At 42.6% G+C, this 17,793-nt stretch carries 14 protein-coding genes and 1 pseudogene; 14 read left to right on the top strand and 1 reads right to left on the bottom strand.

The annotated features are described in order from the left end of the window. The first annotated feature begins 207 nt into the window (after positions 1–207). The 12 genes from tmk to EXT47_RS09100 all read left to right on the top strand — a co-directional run bounded on the left by tmk (position 208) and on the right by EXT47_RS09100 (position 15,821). Positions 208–861 (top strand): dTMP kinase, encoded by a 654-nt coding sequence (tmk, locus tag EXT47_RS09155; RefSeq protein WP_039497867.1) that lies wholly within the window; start codon positions 208–210, stop codon positions 859–861. Next, positions 854–1,762, top strand: coding sequence for a DNA polymerase III subunit delta' (holB, locus tag EXT47_RS09150; RefSeq protein WP_130126425.1), 909 nt, complete (start codon positions 854–856; stop codon positions 1,760–1,762). The genes tmk and holB overlap by 8 nt, the downstream gene beginning before the upstream one ends. Before the next feature lie 11 nt (positions 1,763–1,773). Then, positions 1,774–2,097, top strand: a complete 324-nt coding sequence (locus tag EXT47_RS09145) for a PilZ domain-containing protein (RefSeq protein WP_039497871.1) — start codon at positions 1,774–1,776, stop codon at positions 2,095–2,097. A 7-nt stretch (positions 2,098–2,104) separates the two neighbouring features. Beyond that, positions 2,105–2,899 carry a TatD family hydrolase gene (locus EXT47_RS09140; RefSeq protein WP_039497873.1) on the top strand — a complete coding sequence of 265 codons (795 nt, stop codon included), beginning with the start codon at positions 2,105–2,107 and terminating at the stop codon, positions 2,897–2,899. After that, positions 2,883–4,721: an alkaline phosphatase D family protein gene (locus EXT47_RS09135; protein WP_130126423.1), complete on the top strand. Its 1,839-nt coding sequence runs from the start codon at positions 2,883–2,885 to the stop codon at positions 4,719–4,721. Before EXT47_RS09140 ends, EXT47_RS09135 begins: the two co-directional genes overlap by 17 nt. 181 nt (positions 4,722–4,902) lie before the next feature. Further along, positions 4,903–8,577, top strand: a complete 3,675-nt coding sequence (locus EXT47_RS09130) for an ATP-binding protein (protein WP_240701602.1) — start codon at positions 4,903–4,905, stop codon at positions 8,575–8,577. 58 nt (positions 8,578–8,635) lie between these two features. Further along, complete coding sequence (locus tag EXT47_RS09125) at positions 8,636–9,145, top strand: YgjV family protein (protein ID WP_039497880.1); 510 nt, start codon at positions 8,636–8,638, stop codon at positions 9,143–9,145. A gap of 320 nt (positions 9,146–9,465) precedes the next feature. After that, on the top strand, positions 9,466–12,450 hold the full coding sequence (locus EXT47_RS09120) for a TonB-dependent receptor (protein WP_039497882.1): 2,985 nt from the start codon (positions 9,466–9,468) through the stop codon (positions 12,448–12,450). A 95-nt stretch (positions 12,451–12,545) separates the two neighbouring features. Beyond that, positions 12,546–13,544, top strand: a complete 999-nt coding sequence (locus EXT47_RS09115) for a proline racemase family protein (RefSeq protein ID WP_039497884.1) — start codon at positions 12,546–12,548, stop codon at positions 13,542–13,544. Further along, a complete protein-coding gene (locus EXT47_RS09110) occupies positions 13,541–14,629 on the top strand; it encodes a Xaa-Pro peptidase family protein (RefSeq protein WP_130126421.1) in 1,089 nt (362 codons plus the stop codon). Before EXT47_RS09115 ends, EXT47_RS09110 begins: the two co-directional genes overlap by 4 nt. A gap of 9 nt (positions 14,630–14,638) precedes the next feature. Further along, the gene (locus tag EXT47_RS09105) at positions 14,639–15,583 is read left to right on the top strand and encodes an ornithine cyclodeaminase family protein (protein WP_130126492.1); all 945 of its coding nucleotides are present in this window, start codon (positions 14,639–14,641) and stop codon (positions 15,581–15,583) included. Next, positions 15,564–15,821: a hypothetical protein gene (locus EXT47_RS09100; RefSeq protein ID WP_017217477.1), complete on the top strand. Its 258-nt coding sequence runs from the start codon at positions 15,564–15,566 to the stop codon at positions 15,819–15,821. Before EXT47_RS09105 ends, EXT47_RS09100 begins: the two co-directional genes overlap by 20 nt. 144 nt (positions 15,822–15,965) lie before the next feature. Here EXT47_RS09100 and EXT47_RS09095 read toward each other — a convergent pair. Then, positions 15,966–16,157, bottom strand: a pseudogene (locus EXT47_RS09095) (site-specific integrase); the annotation flags it as partial. A 311-nt stretch (positions 16,158–16,468) separates the two neighbouring features. Here EXT47_RS09095 and EXT47_RS09090 point away from each other — a divergent pair. Beyond that, a complete protein-coding gene (locus tag EXT47_RS09090; protein ID WP_130126419.1) occupies positions 16,469–16,903 on the top strand; it encodes a protein export chaperone SecB in 435 nt (144 codons plus the stop codon). Positions 16,904–17,025: 122 nt separating this feature from the next. Then, on the top strand, positions 17,026–17,748 hold the full coding sequence (locus tag EXT47_RS09085) for a hypothetical protein (protein ID WP_130126417.1): 723 nt from the start codon (positions 17,026–17,028) through the stop codon (positions 17,746–17,748). Positions 17,749–17,793 lie beyond the last annotated feature (45 nt).

The raw sequence follows: 17,793 nt of genomic DNA, 5'->3' as shown, positions 1-17,793 counted from the left end.
GCATGTTAATGTTGCTCAGCATTGGGCGTTTCTTATATAAAATTATTCGGATGTGCTTGTTATTGTAGACCAAATTTTTCTGTTTTAAATTATTTTCAGAATGACAAATTCAATTTATTAGACAATTCAATTCTATTTCAGTCGTGAATAATTCACTAAAACACGATAAAATAACAGCCAAATAAGAATGATGAGTACGTCCTTGCTATGAAAAAAGGGTTTATGCTGGTCTGCGATGGCAGCAATGGCGCTGGAAAAACAACGGTTATTACCGGATTGGAAGCGCATTTAAAACAACGCGGTATTGAAGTTGTGATGACTCGTGAACCCGGTGGAACAGAGATCTCAGAGAAGATAAGAGAAATCATTCTAGATCCCTCAACCCCCGAAATGGCAGACATGACGGAGCTTATGTTGTTTGGGGCTGCGCGTGCTCAGCACGTTCGTGAAAAAATTATGCCAGCACTTGAGCAAGGCAAAGTCGTTATTTCTGATCGATTTGACGCTGCAACATTTAGTTTTCAACATTATGCAAGAGGGCTAGATCTTGCCACCATCACAACCATTAATCAGCTTGCGCTCGGCGGCTTTCGTCCAGACATGAATTTGATTTTGGACTTGGATCCTGAAGAGGGCTTAAAGCGAGTCAAATCGCGAGGTGAGGGGCTAGATAGACTCGAGGATGAAAAGCAACAATTTTTGCAGCGCGCACGTGAGGGTTATCTCGTTCAAGCGAAAAATGACCCTGAACGATTTACTGTGATTGATGCCAGTCAAAGTAAAGCACAAGTACTTGAGCAAAGTATTGAACTGCTTGATAGCTTGATAGCCACACACCTTACAGTGGATGGCAATGAATAATTTGCTTCCAAGTTGGCACAGCAGCGCTTTGAGTTATCTTGCTCGGGCACAGCAAAATGGTCGTTTGCACCATGCTCAGTTGTTATCGGGTAAAAAAGGCGTGGGAAAGTCTCTGCTTGCGGCGCACTTGGCAGATGCACTTTTATGCTTACATCCACAAAATCTCACTGCCTGTGGGCAATGTAAGCCATGTAACTTGAACTTAGCTGGTAATCACCCTGATAGACTGAGTGTAGTGCCTGAGGGAAAATCAATCGGGGTGGATGAAATTCGAGAGATTACGCATTTCTTGAACCATTCAGCGCAGCAAGGTGGCAATAAAGTCGCGTTAATTGAACACGCGCATTTGATGACCCATTCAGCGGCAAATGCGCTGTTAAAAACACTTGAAGAGCCAAATGCTAATCGTTATTTGGTCGTTACCAGCGATGATGACAGTAAGTTACCTGCCACCATTTTGAGCCGTTGTAATAAAGTGGCGATTCACTCGCCCAATCAGGCAGAGGCCGCGCAGTGGCTGGCTGCTAAAAATGTCGCTTGTGATTTCCCTTGGTTTGATGAATTTTCTCTACAGCCATTTATTATCGAAGCGTGGCAACAAGAAGGTGTGCTTGACGATGTGACTGCGCTTTATCACGCGGCGAATCAATTAACAGTAGAGAGTGCGCGAACGGTTGAAAAAATTTTGTTAAAGCACAGCGCAATGAGTGATGTATTCGCCCGTTTTTTGCTCAACCGTTTAAAAGGGGCGATGACACAAGGGAGTGGTTTGAGTTTTACCCAGTATCAAGACTTAGTGAGCTTGATACATCGGTTTATGTACGAACAGAAAAATGTGTTAGGGTTAAATCAAAACCTTAGTATTTCTAATTTACTTTTTGCCTTACAAAAACAGCTATAAAGAGGTGGTGCATGCAAGAGTTACTTGCGGATTTTGAAGATTTAGATGAGCTATATCGTTGTTATATGCCATTTCTGAAATCCGGTGGCATATTTATCAAGTCCAATGCCCATTTTGATATGGGGCAAGAATTAAAGCTCAGAGTAACCTTGCCTGACGCCTTAGAAGCGGACGAAGTTGACGTGGTTGTTGCTTGGTTAACACCGCAAGGCGCGCAAAATTCTAATCCATCTGGGGTTGGCGTTGCGTTTGTTGACGCGCCAGCTCTGAACGATAAAATAAATAAGCTTTTGGGTGCGACTTTGCATTCAGATAAACCAACTTACACCATGTAGAGCCAGTATGATTGTAGACTCTCACTGTCATTTAGATAGACTCGATTTTGAAAAGTTAGGCCTAAGCCTTGAAGAAGTACTCAGCAACGCGAGACAAAAACAAGTAGAACACTTTTTATGCGTTAGCGTGACGCTAGACCAATTTCCATCCATGTTAGAAAAAATAGCTCATTTTGATGATGTTTCTGCATCTTGTGGGGTACATCCACTGGATCAAAAAGATAAACTGGATATTGAAAGGCTAATACAACTGGCAAGTAATGATAAAGTCGTTGCTATTGGTGAAACTGGATTAGATTATTATTATTCAAAAGATACGCATCAGGTACAGCAAGAAAGCTTTGCTGGACACATAGATGTGGCTAATCAGCTACAAAAACCACTGATCATTCATACTCGCGATGCAAAAGCGGACACGATAGACATCATGCGTGCCCACAATGCGCAAAATTGCGGTGGCGTGTTGCACTGTTTCACCGAAGATTGGCCGATGGCAAAACAGGCACTAGACCTTGGTTTTTACATTTCAATCTCAGGTATTGTGACGTTTAAAAATGCGACGGCGCTTCAAGAAGTCGTTAAGCAAATCCCTATGGACCGATTGCTGATTGAAACCGATTCACCTTATCTTGCACCTGTCCCGCATCGTGGCAAAACTAACCAGCCTGCTTACGTACAAGACGTTGCGTATTATATTGCTGACTTAAAAGGAATGAGCTATAAAGCGCTTGCAGAGCAAACCACGAATAACTTTTACTCTTTATTTAATTTGGTGAAACGCCAAGATGGTAGCACAACTTAATCAGCTACCTCAGGTGTTGATGGGCCCGCTGGTTCGCCGAGCTGAGCAGAATAAAATTTGTATTCAGGTTGTTACTTGTGAAGCCGTGGACATCTCGGCTTCGCTATTGGCCCATCAAAGTCAATGTGAGGTTGAGACATTTCAGCTCGGTGCAGCCTGCTTTTTGCATTTTTTGATGATATGCAGCGAGAAGGCTCTGCCAACTGCTCAGCTGCTCGAGTATCAAGTGCTTATTAACGGTGCCGTGTATAAGCCAGATTATCTACGTTACGGAGAAGAGCTCAGCTTTGCGATACCTGCTGTGCTCAATCAAATATTACATGGCTCATGCCGTAACCCGCATCACCACGCAAAAGACAGTCTAAATACCGCGGATCAGTGGCAGGAGCAGCAGCGCGAGCTTGGTGAATTAGGTGCTGACTTGTGTATTTTTTCTGGCGATCAGATCTATGCAGATGATGTTGCCGGCGCCATGTTGTTGGCTATTCATCAACTTATAGCAAGGCTAGGTTTGTTTAAAGAAACCAAATTGCCAATGCACTTACCTGCTGATCAACAAGCTCAGCTTTACCATCGCCACTTATATCTACCGAAGACGCCATGGCAGGAGCGCTCAAAGTTTTCACTGGGCTACTGGTTTCAAAAGGATGAACCGCACTTTTCTAGTGTTAAGGCTTTTAATCACCTAATTTTCTTCGAAGAGTTTGTCGCCTGTTACCTGTTAAACTTCTCTCATCTTGCTTGGCAGTTGGTTAACTTTGATTCGCTTCATTATGACGGTGGCAACGACAAAGTTAGGCGAATATTTGAATCCGAACTTGACGCCTTAAAAGGCTTTGTTGAAACGTTGCCTAGCGCCGAGCGGCTGTGTGCGAACGTGCCCGTTCTGATGATGTTTGATGACCATGATGTGACCGATGATTGGAATTTGACGGCTAAATGGGAACAGGCAATTGCGAACCATAAAGTGAGTCGACGCATTATCAGTAATGGCATCATTAGCTATTGGCTGTTTCAAGGCATTGGAAATGATGCGTTTGAGTATAGCGGGGCGCTGACATCAGGTTTTAATTCAAGCCTGATTGACAACGAATGGCACTTTTCGGCGTTTGACAAACAAGTTCGCCGATTCACACATTGGCATTATTGTTTAGATACTTTTCCTAAAGTGGTGGTGCTAGATACTCGTACACATCGCTGGCGTAATGAACAAGATTTCAATGAACCGAGTGGTTTACTCGACTGGGAAATGTTGATGGAGTTGCAAGACACGCTTATCGATCACAGTGCAGTATTGATGGTCAGTCCTGCGCCAGTATTTGGGGTAAAGGCAATCGAAACCATACAAGCCATATTTAACACCTGTGGTGAGCCGTTAATGGTGGATGTGGAAAATTGGATGGCACATGAAGGGGCTGCGAAGAAGCTCATAGAAATTTTTAAGCGTCCAGATACACCTAAAGAAACCATTATACTCTCAGGCGATGTACATTATTCGTTTTGCTTTTCGGTTCAGGCTCGTTTTGGTCGTCATGATAACCGCATTTGGCAGCTAACCGCATCAGGGATAAAAAACGAATTTCCAAAGCCGCTTATCAATATTTTAGATAAGATGGACACGATTTTGTATGCCAAATATAGTCCTCTGAATCTCTTTACGAAACGCTGGCAGCTATCGGTAAGTAAGCACCCTTCATCGCTAAAAAAACATGGCTATTTGGTGTCAGACTCTGCGATTAGTTTAGTAACGCTTGAAAACGGCTTGCTAGAGAAGTATGAGCTACTGCACGGCACGGGGATCCACAGTCATTTTGAGTTATAAGCCTTGGTAATAGATTTTAGAATTGAATAAACCTATTTTAGCTATTTGTAGCTTAGCTTGGCTGTACGAGTGAGCTTGCGTGATGCGCTAAACCCATCAAAAAATACATGCTCTTTTTCGCTTTTGCTATAGTTAATATAACGCGGGCTAACATCTCGACTATATGACTCTAATCAAGCGCATGTCTCTGTTCGTTGTACCATACAGCACACTGAAATGGTTTTGTGTGTTGCTGTTGTTGTTATTACCGAGTTTTCCTTGTGCCGCCAGTTTTCCAGAATTTAGCGATACGGCGCAGGTTATGCGACGCTATGACTATAATTCTGGCCTCAGTCAGGTCACTATCACTGCCATTACGCAAGATCAACTCGGGTACATTTGGGTTGGCACACAGTCAGGTCTAAATCGTTTTGATGGTCATGATTTTGTTCAATTTGAAGTAAAGCAGAACTCCAAACATCATCTCTCCGGTGGCTTTATTACCTCACTATGCCACAGTGGCAAATATATCTGGGTTGGAACAAGTACTGGGCTTAGCATTTACGATACTGAAGCGGGGACCTTTCGCTCTATCTTGGCGGCGCAGAATGAGGCGGTGAGCTCCGATAGAGTGAAAAAAGTGGCCTGTTATGGTGAATCAGTCACTGTATCAACAGAAGAAGGCGACGCTTACCGGGTTAACTATCAAACCTTAACGCCTGAAAAGCTTTATTTAACCGGTAAATTTGTTCGTGAAGTCCAAGAAACAAGGGATGCGTTTGTTTACCTCAATGCGGATGGTCTAGTCAGTCAGCCAAAAGACAAAGTCGGAGCCAATGTTCTGTTGGAAGGTGAGTTTAAAACACTGTCGCTTTCCCACGGACGGATATTCGTGGTTGACGCGGATGATAAAATCATTAGTTTCGACACTCAGTTCAATAAAGTGCAATGGCAAAAGTCGGTCAGCGCGAAAGTAAATCTTAGTATTCATCAAATTAAAGTCAGGGCGAATGAAATACTCGTCGCTTCCAATACGGGTGTGTTTATTTTAGACCTGCAAGGTAATATCAAACGTCATTGGTATCGTCGTGCAGAGCAATATGACGGACTGCAAGACAACAATGTTCTGAGTGTTCAACGAGATAGAAATGGTGATTTGTGGATTGGTACGGAATCACAGGGGCTACACTTTTTTAGTCAGCTGAGCGAGTCGTTTGGCCATGTTGGTGAACAAAACTTTCCGCACGCCCCTTTGGGGCATCCTGATGTTAGGAATTTCGCATTAGACAGTAGTGAGCGTTTTTGGATAGGTACGTCATCCGGTTTATATATTTATCAAAAATCGAGCTTTATCGAAGCGCATCGAATTTTCCCGAGTTTGTCTGCAATCAAAGGAAGCTTTATCACCCAAGTAAAGATTTATGATGACACCTTGTGGGTAACAACAAGGGGAGATGGCGTTGTTAGATACGCCTTAACTCAAGGGGAATATAGCCATTTGATGCCTGACTCTGATAATGGCCCAGAACTCAGTTTTAATGATGTCATTGAGTACCAATCTCAGATCTTAGTGAGTTCAAGGACGCTAGGTCTCATGAGGTACGACGAAGAGTCGAAAACCTTAGTGCAGTTTTTTGAAAATCGTTCAGATGCGCCTTCACATGTGTCGTCGTTTAAAGTGGTCGGGCAAGACCTATGGTTTGGTTCTATCGGTGAGGGTTTGTTTAGATTTAATAAAGGTCAGCTTCATAACCTCACCACACAGGATGGCTTAAAGTCGAATTTGGTCTTTATGATCGATGAAGATCCATGGCAACGTATCTGGGTTGCAAGTGAAGCGGGTATTAGTTTAGTTGATAAACAAATGAAAGTTGTTCGTACTATTGGTGAGCAAGAAGGACTAGGAAACCAAGCCGTGTGGGGGCTGGTTTACGATGACTACGAATACATGTGGCTTGGCACCAGTGGTGGGCTGTCGCGCGTCAATGTGATGGATTTTGCTATTGACAACTTTCTACCCATTGACGGAGTGCAAGCCCATGAGTTTAACTACAATGCCGCGTGGAAAGCCCCTGATGGCCGAATTTTTATGGGTGGAGCCAAAGGCTTTAATCAATTTTTTCCTCAGAATGTATCAATTTCAAATACCGCGCGACCTATTTTGGTCTCCACAATCGAATTATTAGGCGAGCCGTTAAAGCCAAGTCTTGATGGGATCCTCACGGTCGCGCCAGAGCTTGCGGGGTCATTGCGGCTACGCTATGACCAAAATATTATATCGCTACAATATTCAAGCTTAGATTTTGGTTCTGAGAAGCTGAACTTTTATTACCGTATTAAAGGGTTAAGCGACAAATGGTTAAAACTTGCAAATGGAGCACGGCAAATAAACTTACTCCAGCTTGAACCCGGCACCTATCGAGTAGAAACCTATACCGTAAATCGCTTTAATATGCAGTCGCCCGTTCATGAATTTAGTATTTATATTGCCGCGCCAATTTGGTGGAATGCTTACTCGAAAACCCTTTACACCTTAGTCATTGTGTTGATCATCGCGGCATTTGTTCGAGCGAGACAGCGGCGCTATCAACAAGTACTGCGGGATAATCAGAAAATGTCTGCGCTACAAGAGCGGTTGGAGTTGTCGTTGTGGGCGAGTGGTGATGAACTTTGGGACTGGCATGTTGAGTCGGGTAAAATTTATCGCTACAGCGTGAATCCAAGGATCGACTTTAGTGAACTCCAAGATAAACTTATTCTCAATGAGCTTGACCAGTTTGTACACCCTAAAGATTGTGTGTTACTTGAGGAGCGTCTGCAATCCTGTGTCGACGGACGTGAAGACGTGTATGAACTGTCTATTCGAGTCAAAGATCAACAAGGAACATGGATCTGGGTATTAGACAGAGGAAAGGTGGTGGCCCGAGATGACAATGGTAGAGCAACGCGGATAGCGGGGGCACTGAAAGATATTGCTGATTTAAAGGCACATCAACAAGCCTTGCAGTCGTTAAACGAGCAACTTGAGATAAAAGTCGCGATGCGCACCGATGAGCTATATAAAAAGAATCAGAAACTTGAGCAAGCAATGTTTGAGTTAAAGCAAACGCAAGAAGACTTGATTGAAAGTGAAAAAATGGCTTCTTTGGGTGTTGTGGTTGCGGGTGTTGCGCATGAAATCAACACCCCGTTAGGTATAGCTATCACCGCACTTTCGCATAATGAAGATTGTTTATCTGAGCTGGTAGAAAAGCTTGAGAATAAAACCCTTAAGCAAAAAGATTTGGTCACCTCTATCGATGCACAGCAAGAAGGCTATCTGCTGATCAGTCGCAATCTGCAAAGAGCAGAAAGCCTTATTAGCAACTTTAAGCAAGTTGCAGTCGATCAATCCAGTGAGACGGAGCGTGATATTAACCTGCTTGAATATATCAACGATGTATTCGATTCACTCAAACCATTGGCTAAAAATAAAGAAGTATATTTGTCTATAGATGGGAATGCTGATGTAAATCTCTCCACCTATCCAGGCGCAGTTTATCAAATAATGGCAAACCTATTTAACAATTCCGTTATCCATGGTTTTGAGGGGAGTGCCTCTGGCACAGTCAGCGTGTTAGTCGAGGCGACAGATAGCCACTGGACTATTGTATACCGCGATAATGGTGTCGGCATGGACGAAGCGATGCAAAAGACCTTGTTTGAGCCATTTGTAACCACAAAACGTAATCAAGGCGGATGCGGATTAGGCATGCATATTGTTTATAATTTGGTTACGCAACTTTTAAAAGGCGAGATCCGCTGTAAAACGGCGAAATTACAAGGTGTCGAAATTACAATAAAAGTACCGTTTAAGAAAATAACGGTTGAAAATTAACTTAGGTGAATTACAGCAAGCTAACGGCCTGTGACAATGCTTCTTTTAGGAGTTTGTCATGTTCTTATTATCTCAAGTTTTGGTTACCGTTGCTGTTTTACTCGATCTCGCCTCATTTCAATTTATGAAACGTCAGCAGGTGTTATTGGCACTAAGCTTGTCGACTGCACTCACTGCAATTCACTTCTATCTACTTGATGCTATGGCTGGTGCTTTGCTTATGGCGGTTGCGAGTCTCAGATATCTGGTGTTTATCAAGTCGCAGTCAAAGCGCTTGCTTATCGGGTTTCTACTACTCAATACAGTGCCACCTTTAGTACAATTAAATGCAAATTACGAACTTTATGCTGTTTTTGGTAGTGTTTTATTGACATTAGGGGCATTTATTCGTGAGCAGGTGGCATTTCGGTGTGTGATGATGTTAGGTACTGTGTGCTGGCTGATACATAATTGCTATGTCGGCTCACCCATGGCAATTGTGCTAGAAAGTACTTTTTTGGTGAGTAATTTGATTGGACTAGGGCGAATTTATATGAAACGTAAAACGAGTAAGTTGAAGGTTGAGTAAAACGCTCAGGCTAGCAGACGAGTTGAAATGGGTCCAATTTTACTGCTATCGACACCAATTAGATTAAATTTGAATATATCAAATAATTCAATGAATTAGGTTGTTCCATGTCTGCTTTCTAAGCTGTTTGTAATGAGTTCAAGCGGTATCAAAAACGAGCTGAAATAAAAAATTAATAAATAATTCCTATCCAAATCAGTGTGTTATTATCTTTGCATGTAATTATTGCATAATTAATATTGTATACAATATATCTATTGTGTATTGTTTGTTCGTTACCAAAAAAACACTCAAATCAATGGGAACAAAAGGAAAACAATATGCGTAATAACAAAAAAACAGCGCAAACACTGTGTAAATCACTCACAGCATCAGCACTTGCTCTAGCATTGGGGACTACTACTGCATTTGCTGCAGATGGCAATAGCACTGTGAAAGGGAGCATCGTTAATGGTCAAGGTCTTGAGTTATCGCAGGCTCAATTGACCTTTACACATAAAACTAAGGGGCTGAAGTTTGCTGTACAAACTAATGGCAAGGGCGAATACATTTTACGTAATCTGCCTGTTGGTCGTTACAGCGTGTCAATTAATAAAGCAGGATTTGAAACCGTTATTGAAGAGGATGTTGAGCTTAATATTGGACAGGCGCTGATCTTAGACGCTCAACTATTACAACAAGGACAGGATATAGAGCGGATAGCGGTGACTGGTACGGCTATCCGACGTGTTGATATGGCCTCGTCAACGGCTGGCGTAACCTTTACAGACGCAGAGCTTAAAGTTATGCCAGTAAACACCGGCTTTGAAAGTATCGCGTTACTCGCACCGGGTACCGCTGAACCTGGTGGTAGTTCATTTCGTGGTGCATCAAGCTTTGGCGGTTCTTCGTCAGCAGAAAATGGCTATTACTTTAATGGCCTAAATGTCACGAGTATTCAAACGGGTTTAGGCTCAATTCGCTTGCCTTGGGAAGCCATTTCACAAACCCAAATTAAAACGGGAGGAATTAGCCCTGAATTTGGTGGTGCACTTGGCGGTATCGTTAATGCAATCTCTAAATCTGGTGATAACGAATTTAACTTAGGAGCGGAAGTGAGGGTCGATCCTTCATCAAGTCATAGTTATCACGACTCTAATTATTTAGATAATGGCACCATCAATATAAATACCGAGCAAGATTATGACTCGTTCAAAGAGCTGCAAATCTGGGCGAGTGGCGCACTCATTGAAGACAGCTTATTTTACTATGGTCTGTATGCGCCTCGACGAGAGGTTAATCGCTGGGCTGGGCAAACGACCTTCAATGACAGAAGCCGAGATGAAGATCGCTGGTTTGCAAAACTAGATTGGTTCATCAATGAAGACCACTCAATCGGCTTTTCAGCCATGAATAACAAAAGAGAATGGACGAGACAAACCTATGCCTATGATTGGGAAAGCGATGCGATTGGTGATAAACAAGGTGTAGCGGCTCCCGGTGAAGATGGTGGTAAGGTTTACAGCATCAACTATAATGGCTACTTTTCAGACTTCTTCTCGGTGTCTGCGGTAGTTGGTCGAGTCACTGAAAATGTAGAAAATATTGTCGCATCAACCGTACCGGGAGTTTGGGATGAAAGAGAAGGGACGGTAACGTTATCAAGCCACACGGCAAGCGGTGTTTCTGAGCAAGAATTTATCCGTGACCAAGCGAGAATAGATTTTAATATAGATTTGGATTACCACTCCATTCTGTTTGGTGTCGATTATACCAAAGTGACAGTAGATTATTTTGAAGGTCAAAATGGTCTTGGTGATGCAGAAGGCTGGTGGACAATTAAAACCGCTGGTGAAGGGAGTATTTCCGGTGCTGCACTTGGTCAAGATTATATAGAACGCCGAGTGAGGACTAGGACGGTTGATTCTGAGGTTAACTCGCTTGCTTTCTATGTCAATGATTCTTGGCAAGTCACCGATCAGCTCGTGTTAAATCTAGGCCTGCGTTATAGTCAGTTTGAAAATACCGTCACTGACGGCAGAGCATTTGTTGATATGGATAACCAACTTGCGCCTAGATTTCAAGCGATTTACGACCTAAATGGTGATGGCGAATCCAAAGTTTTCTTTACTTACGGGCGATACTTTCAACCTGTGTCTGCCAACATGAACATCACTCAAGGCTCGGCTTCAGTAGAGTGGTTTGAGTATTTCGACCTAGATCAAGTCGACAGTGATGGCTATCCCGTTTTATTAAGTGATGGCTCGCCAAGTCGAGGGGAGATGCTTCGAGATAGACGCTGGCGCCAACGCGGAATTACAGAGCCCGGTTTGATTGCTTCCTCCACCCTTAAGCCGATGTATTCTGATGAGTTGACCTTAGGGTACCAGACCACCGTTTTTGACGATATGGCATTTGGGGTTAGAGCGATTTATCGAGATCTTGGACGCAGTGTTGAAGATACGGATGTCGGTCCTGTGCTTGCGAAGAAATTGGCCGAACTCGGTATCCAAGACAATGTCGGTCAGGGTTCTTACTATGTGCTAAATAACCCGGGTGAAGCGATCACCATGAGCTATGACTTTGATGGCGATGGACAAGTCGATGAAGTGACACTCAGTGCACAAGAGCTTGCCCTGCAACAAGCTGTGCGTAAATATCTGGCACTTGAATTTACCTTAGAAGGAAATATTACCGACAAGTTACGGATTAATTCTTCTTATACTTGGTCACACAGCTATGGTAATACAGAAGGTTTAGTGAAAACCGATAACGATCAGGCAGATCCAGGTTGGACAACTTCTTATGATTACGCGGATCTGATGGATCACGGCTATGGTAATTTGCCGAACGACCATCGCCATTCAATAAAAGTATCAGGTTCTTACGATATCACAGATGAGTTAACTCTGGGGTTGGTTGCAAGAACGTCATCAGGTCGCCCGACTAACTATTTCTCAAAACACCCTGTCGGTGTAGATAGCTGTGCGCCAGGTAACCCTTGGGATGCTTGCGTGAGTAAATATTACGGCCATGTTTCGCATTATGACGAAAACGGTAACCCAGCCCCTCGTGGTAGTGTAAGTAATCTTCCTTGGGCAACCACGGTAGACTTATCACTCAGTTACTCTACCGATATCATGGGACATGACTTGTTACTCAAGGGCACCGTTTATAACCTACTAAACAGTGATAAAGCGCTTGGGATCAATGAACAGCGATCTTTAGATGGTGCAAATGGCTTAATCGTTAACCCTGACTACGGCATTACAACGTTACGACAAACTGAGCGTTACGCGTCGTTGGTTGCAAGGTTTACATTCTAGTTTCCCTGGTGATAGCCAAGACTGGGTGCTATGCACCTAGTTCTTGGTTTAAGCCAAGCCAAGTGTTTGGCTTATTTCACATAACGGAGAGTATGATGACGTTAACAATAGATTTTGAGCAGATATTGAGCCACGCGAGAGTAATAGAGACGGTTGATATGCATACCGCCGGAGAGCCTTTGCGTATGATTGTCGGTGGCTTCCCTGAACCTCAAGGCAACACTATTTTAGATAAACGGCAATACTGCGTAGAAAATCTTGATCACTATCGCACCACGCTGATGTATGAGCCTAGGGGTCATGCTGATATGTATGGTGCGCTTATCGTTGAAAAGCAGTTACCAGAAAGCGATTTTGGCGTGTTATTTCTTCATAATGAAGGGTACTCAACAATGTGTGGTCATGCGATTATTGCTTTAGCCACACTATTTTTACAACACAATCCTGCAAAGAAGCAGTTATTGATAGATACGCCAGCTGGGCTAATTACCGCATGGCTAAGAGACGGCCAAGCTGAATTTGCCAATGTACCAGCAGAGGTAGTGACACTTGATAAGCAAGTCAAGACATCTGAATTTGGTTTAATCTCAGTGGATATCGCATTTGGTGGTGCGTTTTATGCCTATATTGACGCTGATAAAATCGATTTAGCTCTTACGTCAGCAAATGCAGCTTACATTCAGCAGTTAGGTTTAACGCTTAAACAAGAAATTGCAACACAGATTAGCTTAGTGTGTGACGATGCGCGCCTTGCGTTTTTATATGGTGTGATTTTTTATTCCAATTCTCAAAAATCGGACTCCGCTCACAGTAAGCATGTGTGCATTTTTGCCGATGGCGAATTAGATCGCAGTCCAACAGGGACTGGGGTCAGTGGTCGAGCTGCAATTCTTGCCGCCAGAGATGAGCTTGCCGCAAACCAACGTATCTTTATTGAAGGTATATTAGGATTGGGCTTAGATATTTGTTATCAACTTAGTGATGACAGTAAATCGTTGATCCCAATAGTTTCGGGCACGGCCTATATTACAGGCCGACACCAATTTATTTTAGACGACCACGATCCATTAGTAAGAGGATTTTTACTACGATGAATGTAGATTACGCAGCCAGACAGCAACGCTTAGTCAATAAATTACAACAACATCAAAGTGACGCTATCATTATTTATGGCTACGAGAATATTGTATATTTAACTGGCTTCACCGGCCATGCTGCAACATTGTTGATGTCTTCAAATGGGCGACACCGACTCATTACCGATTATCGTTACTTTGAGCGTGCTTGCAATGAAGCGGTGGGAGTCGAAGTCATTTTAAGAAATCGTGATAAAGAAACGCTACCTGATTGTATTTTTAGATTACTGGATGAGCCGCGACAGCTTGCATTTGAAGCGCATCAAATCAGTCACGCAGATTATGTCTCATTAAACATCAGTGCAAAAAACACAACGCTTGTTGCCGCGCCGCTTTGGGTGGAATCACTAAGACAAGTTAAAGATAGCTATGAAATTAACTGTATTAAACGCGCCGCCGAGATAGCTGACTCGGCGCTTGCCCTTACACTGCCTTTGTTAAAAGTAGGGATCACTGAACGAGAAGCGGCAATTGAGCTTGAGTATCAGATGCAAAAGCTAGGCTCCGAAGGACTCTCTTTTGACACAATCCTATTATTTGGCGCACGTTCTTCCTTACCGCATGGAAACCCAGGACAGACAAAGCTCAATCAAGGGGACTTGGTACTTATCGACTTTGGTGCGGTGATAAGCGGCTACCGCTCTGATATGACGCGAAGTTACGTGTTAGGGGAGCCGACGAAGCAACAACAATCCATTTATGACACGGTCCAACATGCGCAGCGAGCTGCATTGGCGCTAATAAAAGCGGGCGTTAACTGTGTAGATTTAAATAACGCATCACACGATGTGTTGAGTCATAGTGACTTTTCACAATACGCAGGTGAGGGACTTGGCCACGGTGTGGGGCTATTTCTACACGAGCAGCCGTTTATTAAACCTGGGGTCGATCACCAATTAGAAGCTGGCAATATCATAACCATAGAGCCTGGTATTTACATTCCAAATTATGGTGGTGTGCGCTTGGAAGAGGATGTATTGGTGACTGAAAATGGTTTTGAATGCTTAACCCACGCGCCACAAGTATTTCAGCTTACGAACTAAGGAATGATGATGCAAATTATTACTCGCCAAGAAGTCGCGGATAGCCTCAACTACCCAAGCTTAATTCAGGCGCTTAAACAGGGTTTTGCGCAACCAGCAGGTACACCAACACGGCAAGTTTTTGAGCTAGATAATAGTCACAGCAATCATGACGCTTTTGCTGTTTTACCTGCTTGGAATGCCGATGTGATTGGCGTAAAGGCGTTTACCTATTTCCCAGATAACAACCAGCACGATAAAGCCAGCCTTTACTCAAAAATCATGCTGTTCTCCAGACAGTTCGGCGAGCCGCTCGCGCTTGTGGACGGCACCGAAGTAACGTTGTGGAGAACCTCTGCTGTGTCAGCATTAGCCGCGGAGTATTTAGCGCCTAAGCATGCCAAACATTTGGTTTTCTTTGGCTCAGGTAATTTAGCTAGTTACATGATTAATGCGCATTTAAGTGTTAGAAGTTATAGTAAAATTTCAATAATTGCACGTAACCCTGAAAAAGGACGCCTGTTGCTGGATCTATTGTCCTCGCAGCATCCGGGAATGGAATTTTCATTGCATCAAGAGGCAACTGCGTCTGTTATTGCTTCGGCAGATGTGATCAGCTGTGCAACAGGCAGTCATACGCCTTTGTTCAATGGAGAGTGGTTGAGCGATGGTACGCATATAGATTGCATTGGCAATCATCATAAAGATTGTCGAGAAATTGATACCACAACGGTAACTAAGAGCCGCGTTTTTGTAGATAGTCGCGCCAATGTATTGAACGAGGCGGGCGAATTGTTGTTACCAATCAGTGAAGGTAAATTTAGCCCCGATAAGGTGGTTGCAGAGCTTAGCGAAATGACTAAAAATAACCTAGGTCGAAGTAACGAGAACGAAATTACTTTATTTAAGTCTGTAGGAACAGCATTAAGTGATTTAATTGGAGCGAAATTAGTGTATGACTTGGTTCAAAAATAAAGAGCACGGTAAAGTGTATGAAGTAACCGCAGTAGTCAAAGCTGCTGATAAGCGCTTGGTGAATCCGCTTATTTGTCACGAATGTCACATGTTGGTTAGTTATCAAGGAGTTGGTGGCGAAACGAAAAGTGAAAAGCTCCTATATGACGAGGTGTTTTACAAAGCGTTTCAAAACCACGATAGCTGTTACGTCATGGTGGATGACAATGGTATTCGCCATTATCATCCAAGTGAGTAAAGTGACTTATTTAATTAAGTGAACACAATTAGGTGAATAAGTGCTAATTTTTGACCTGACAGAGTACAAATATAGAATGCTATGAATTCTGACATTTCAGCTATTGGTCAAATGCGGACAGCGGTACTAACATGTTTCTGTCCAATTTCGTTGGTTGGCAAGGAAGGTTAAAAATTGTGTAACCTCTTCCGTTCCCATTGTTTCAGGGTGGCGCTTGTGGTGAAAGTTAATGAATGCCTTAATCCAATATAGGTAGGTTTTTTCTGTTCTAATGCTGTAACCACGCATACGCATTTCCTCCTGAAGACCTTTCAGAAATGGGCTTTTTAGACTCATGATAACTCCTTATCTTATGTTTCTGTATATGTATACAGCATTATTTGGAATTCTCGGATATCAAGGGAAATAATGAAAAAATTTTTGCGCGTTTACGCATGAATAGATTAAAAATGTTATTGTTTATCAAGAGATTATTTATCTGCGATTTGAGATGATAGGTTTGGGAAACGCGCATGCGCATTTTTCCAGATGGTATATTTAGCAGAATGCTGATAAGTTCTTTGCATACTGATAGTTAACTGTGCGCGTTTTCACTGGTCCAATGAGGTAAACGCGCATGCGCACGAATAAAATGTTATACGTTTCTCATGGATAGATGGAATAATCTAAAATCGCACTTCGAACAAGATGGCTCACTGAGAGACATCATTGTAACTTCAAATGATAAAATCACTTGGAGCTTATTTTTTACTGCTTTAAAGTCAGCTGAGTACTCACATGTTTTCACTCATGGTGGCGTTGTTCGTGCTTTACCTGATTCAATTGATTCAATTGATTCAATTTGGAATTTACAAAGTAGTGAGCCAACGTTACTTTCTGTCCAAGTTGGTGACATGCTCATTAACTGTCACTTTTTTAAAAGCTATGAAATCGAATTTGATTTAGATCCCAAAGATATAAAGTCAAAAAGTGACTTTAGTTTGTTACTTAACTTCTTATCGTGGTTAAATAAATCAATTAAAAGTAGCGTGTTAGTCACTCATGAAAACTCAAGAGATGAAGTTATTTTGAGTATTGAGTAAAAACGTATAACAAGCCAATGCAGGCAGGGACTTTTAACAGTTGGCTTCCCTCACTGCGTTCGTTATTTTAGCCAACTATTAAAAGCCCCTGATTGGGGCGTTAGCTGTATTAAGGAAGCCTAGTGCCAACTACACCTCTATCTCAGCAAGAATACGAAGATAAATTTCTTAAGGATGATGCTATTAGGCGAAATGCCCATCAACTAGCGTTAGACGTAAGAAAGTTTGAGATTGAACTATATTGGAAAAGAGCTACGTATTTTTGGACGTTCATTGCTGCCGCACTTGCTGGTTTTGCCGCTATTCAAGTCTCGACTGCTGAAGCTAAGACAGACCTTTCAGTAGTTTTGAGTTGCCTTGGCCTAGTGTTTTCCGTTGGGTGGTTGTGTGTAAATCGAGGAAGTAAGCATTGGCAAGAAAATTGGGAAAACCACGTTGACCTTTTAGAAGATAAGGAGTGTGGCCCAATTTACAAAGTAATAGTTAAACGCCGAACGCCTCAAAGTAAAATGGAGTTGTTTGAGCATTTGCTTAATGGGCCATCAGAGTTTTCAGTTTCAAAAATAAACCAGCTGATAAGTTTATACGTCAGTATATTGTGGGTTCTATTGGTTTTTTATTCGCTTCCAGAATTTTACTTGCCAAATACATTGGGCGAGATCTGCTCTTCTATTAATTGGTTTTATGTAATAATTATATTTTTCACCATTGCTATATGCGCTTCATTTTTCTTTAAATTTGGAGCTACGTACGAAGGCGGGTATTGGCATCGCGCAACTATTAGAACTTCCAGAATCAACAATGACAACTCAGCTAACACATATGAACCTTATCCGGTCAAGTAAGCATAACGATTCTTTTTAGCTGCTTTTAAGCAGCTAATTTGTATT

The sequence above is a fragment of the Pseudoalteromonas sp. CO342X genome (assembly GCF_004208915.1).
In the GTDB taxonomy this organism is placed as follows: Bacteria; Pseudomonadota; Gammaproteobacteria; order Enterobacterales; family Alteromonadaceae; genus Pseudoalteromonas; species Pseudoalteromonas maricaloris.
Note: the sequence above shows the minus strand (reverse complement) of the source record. Positions and strands in the feature narration are given on the sequence as shown.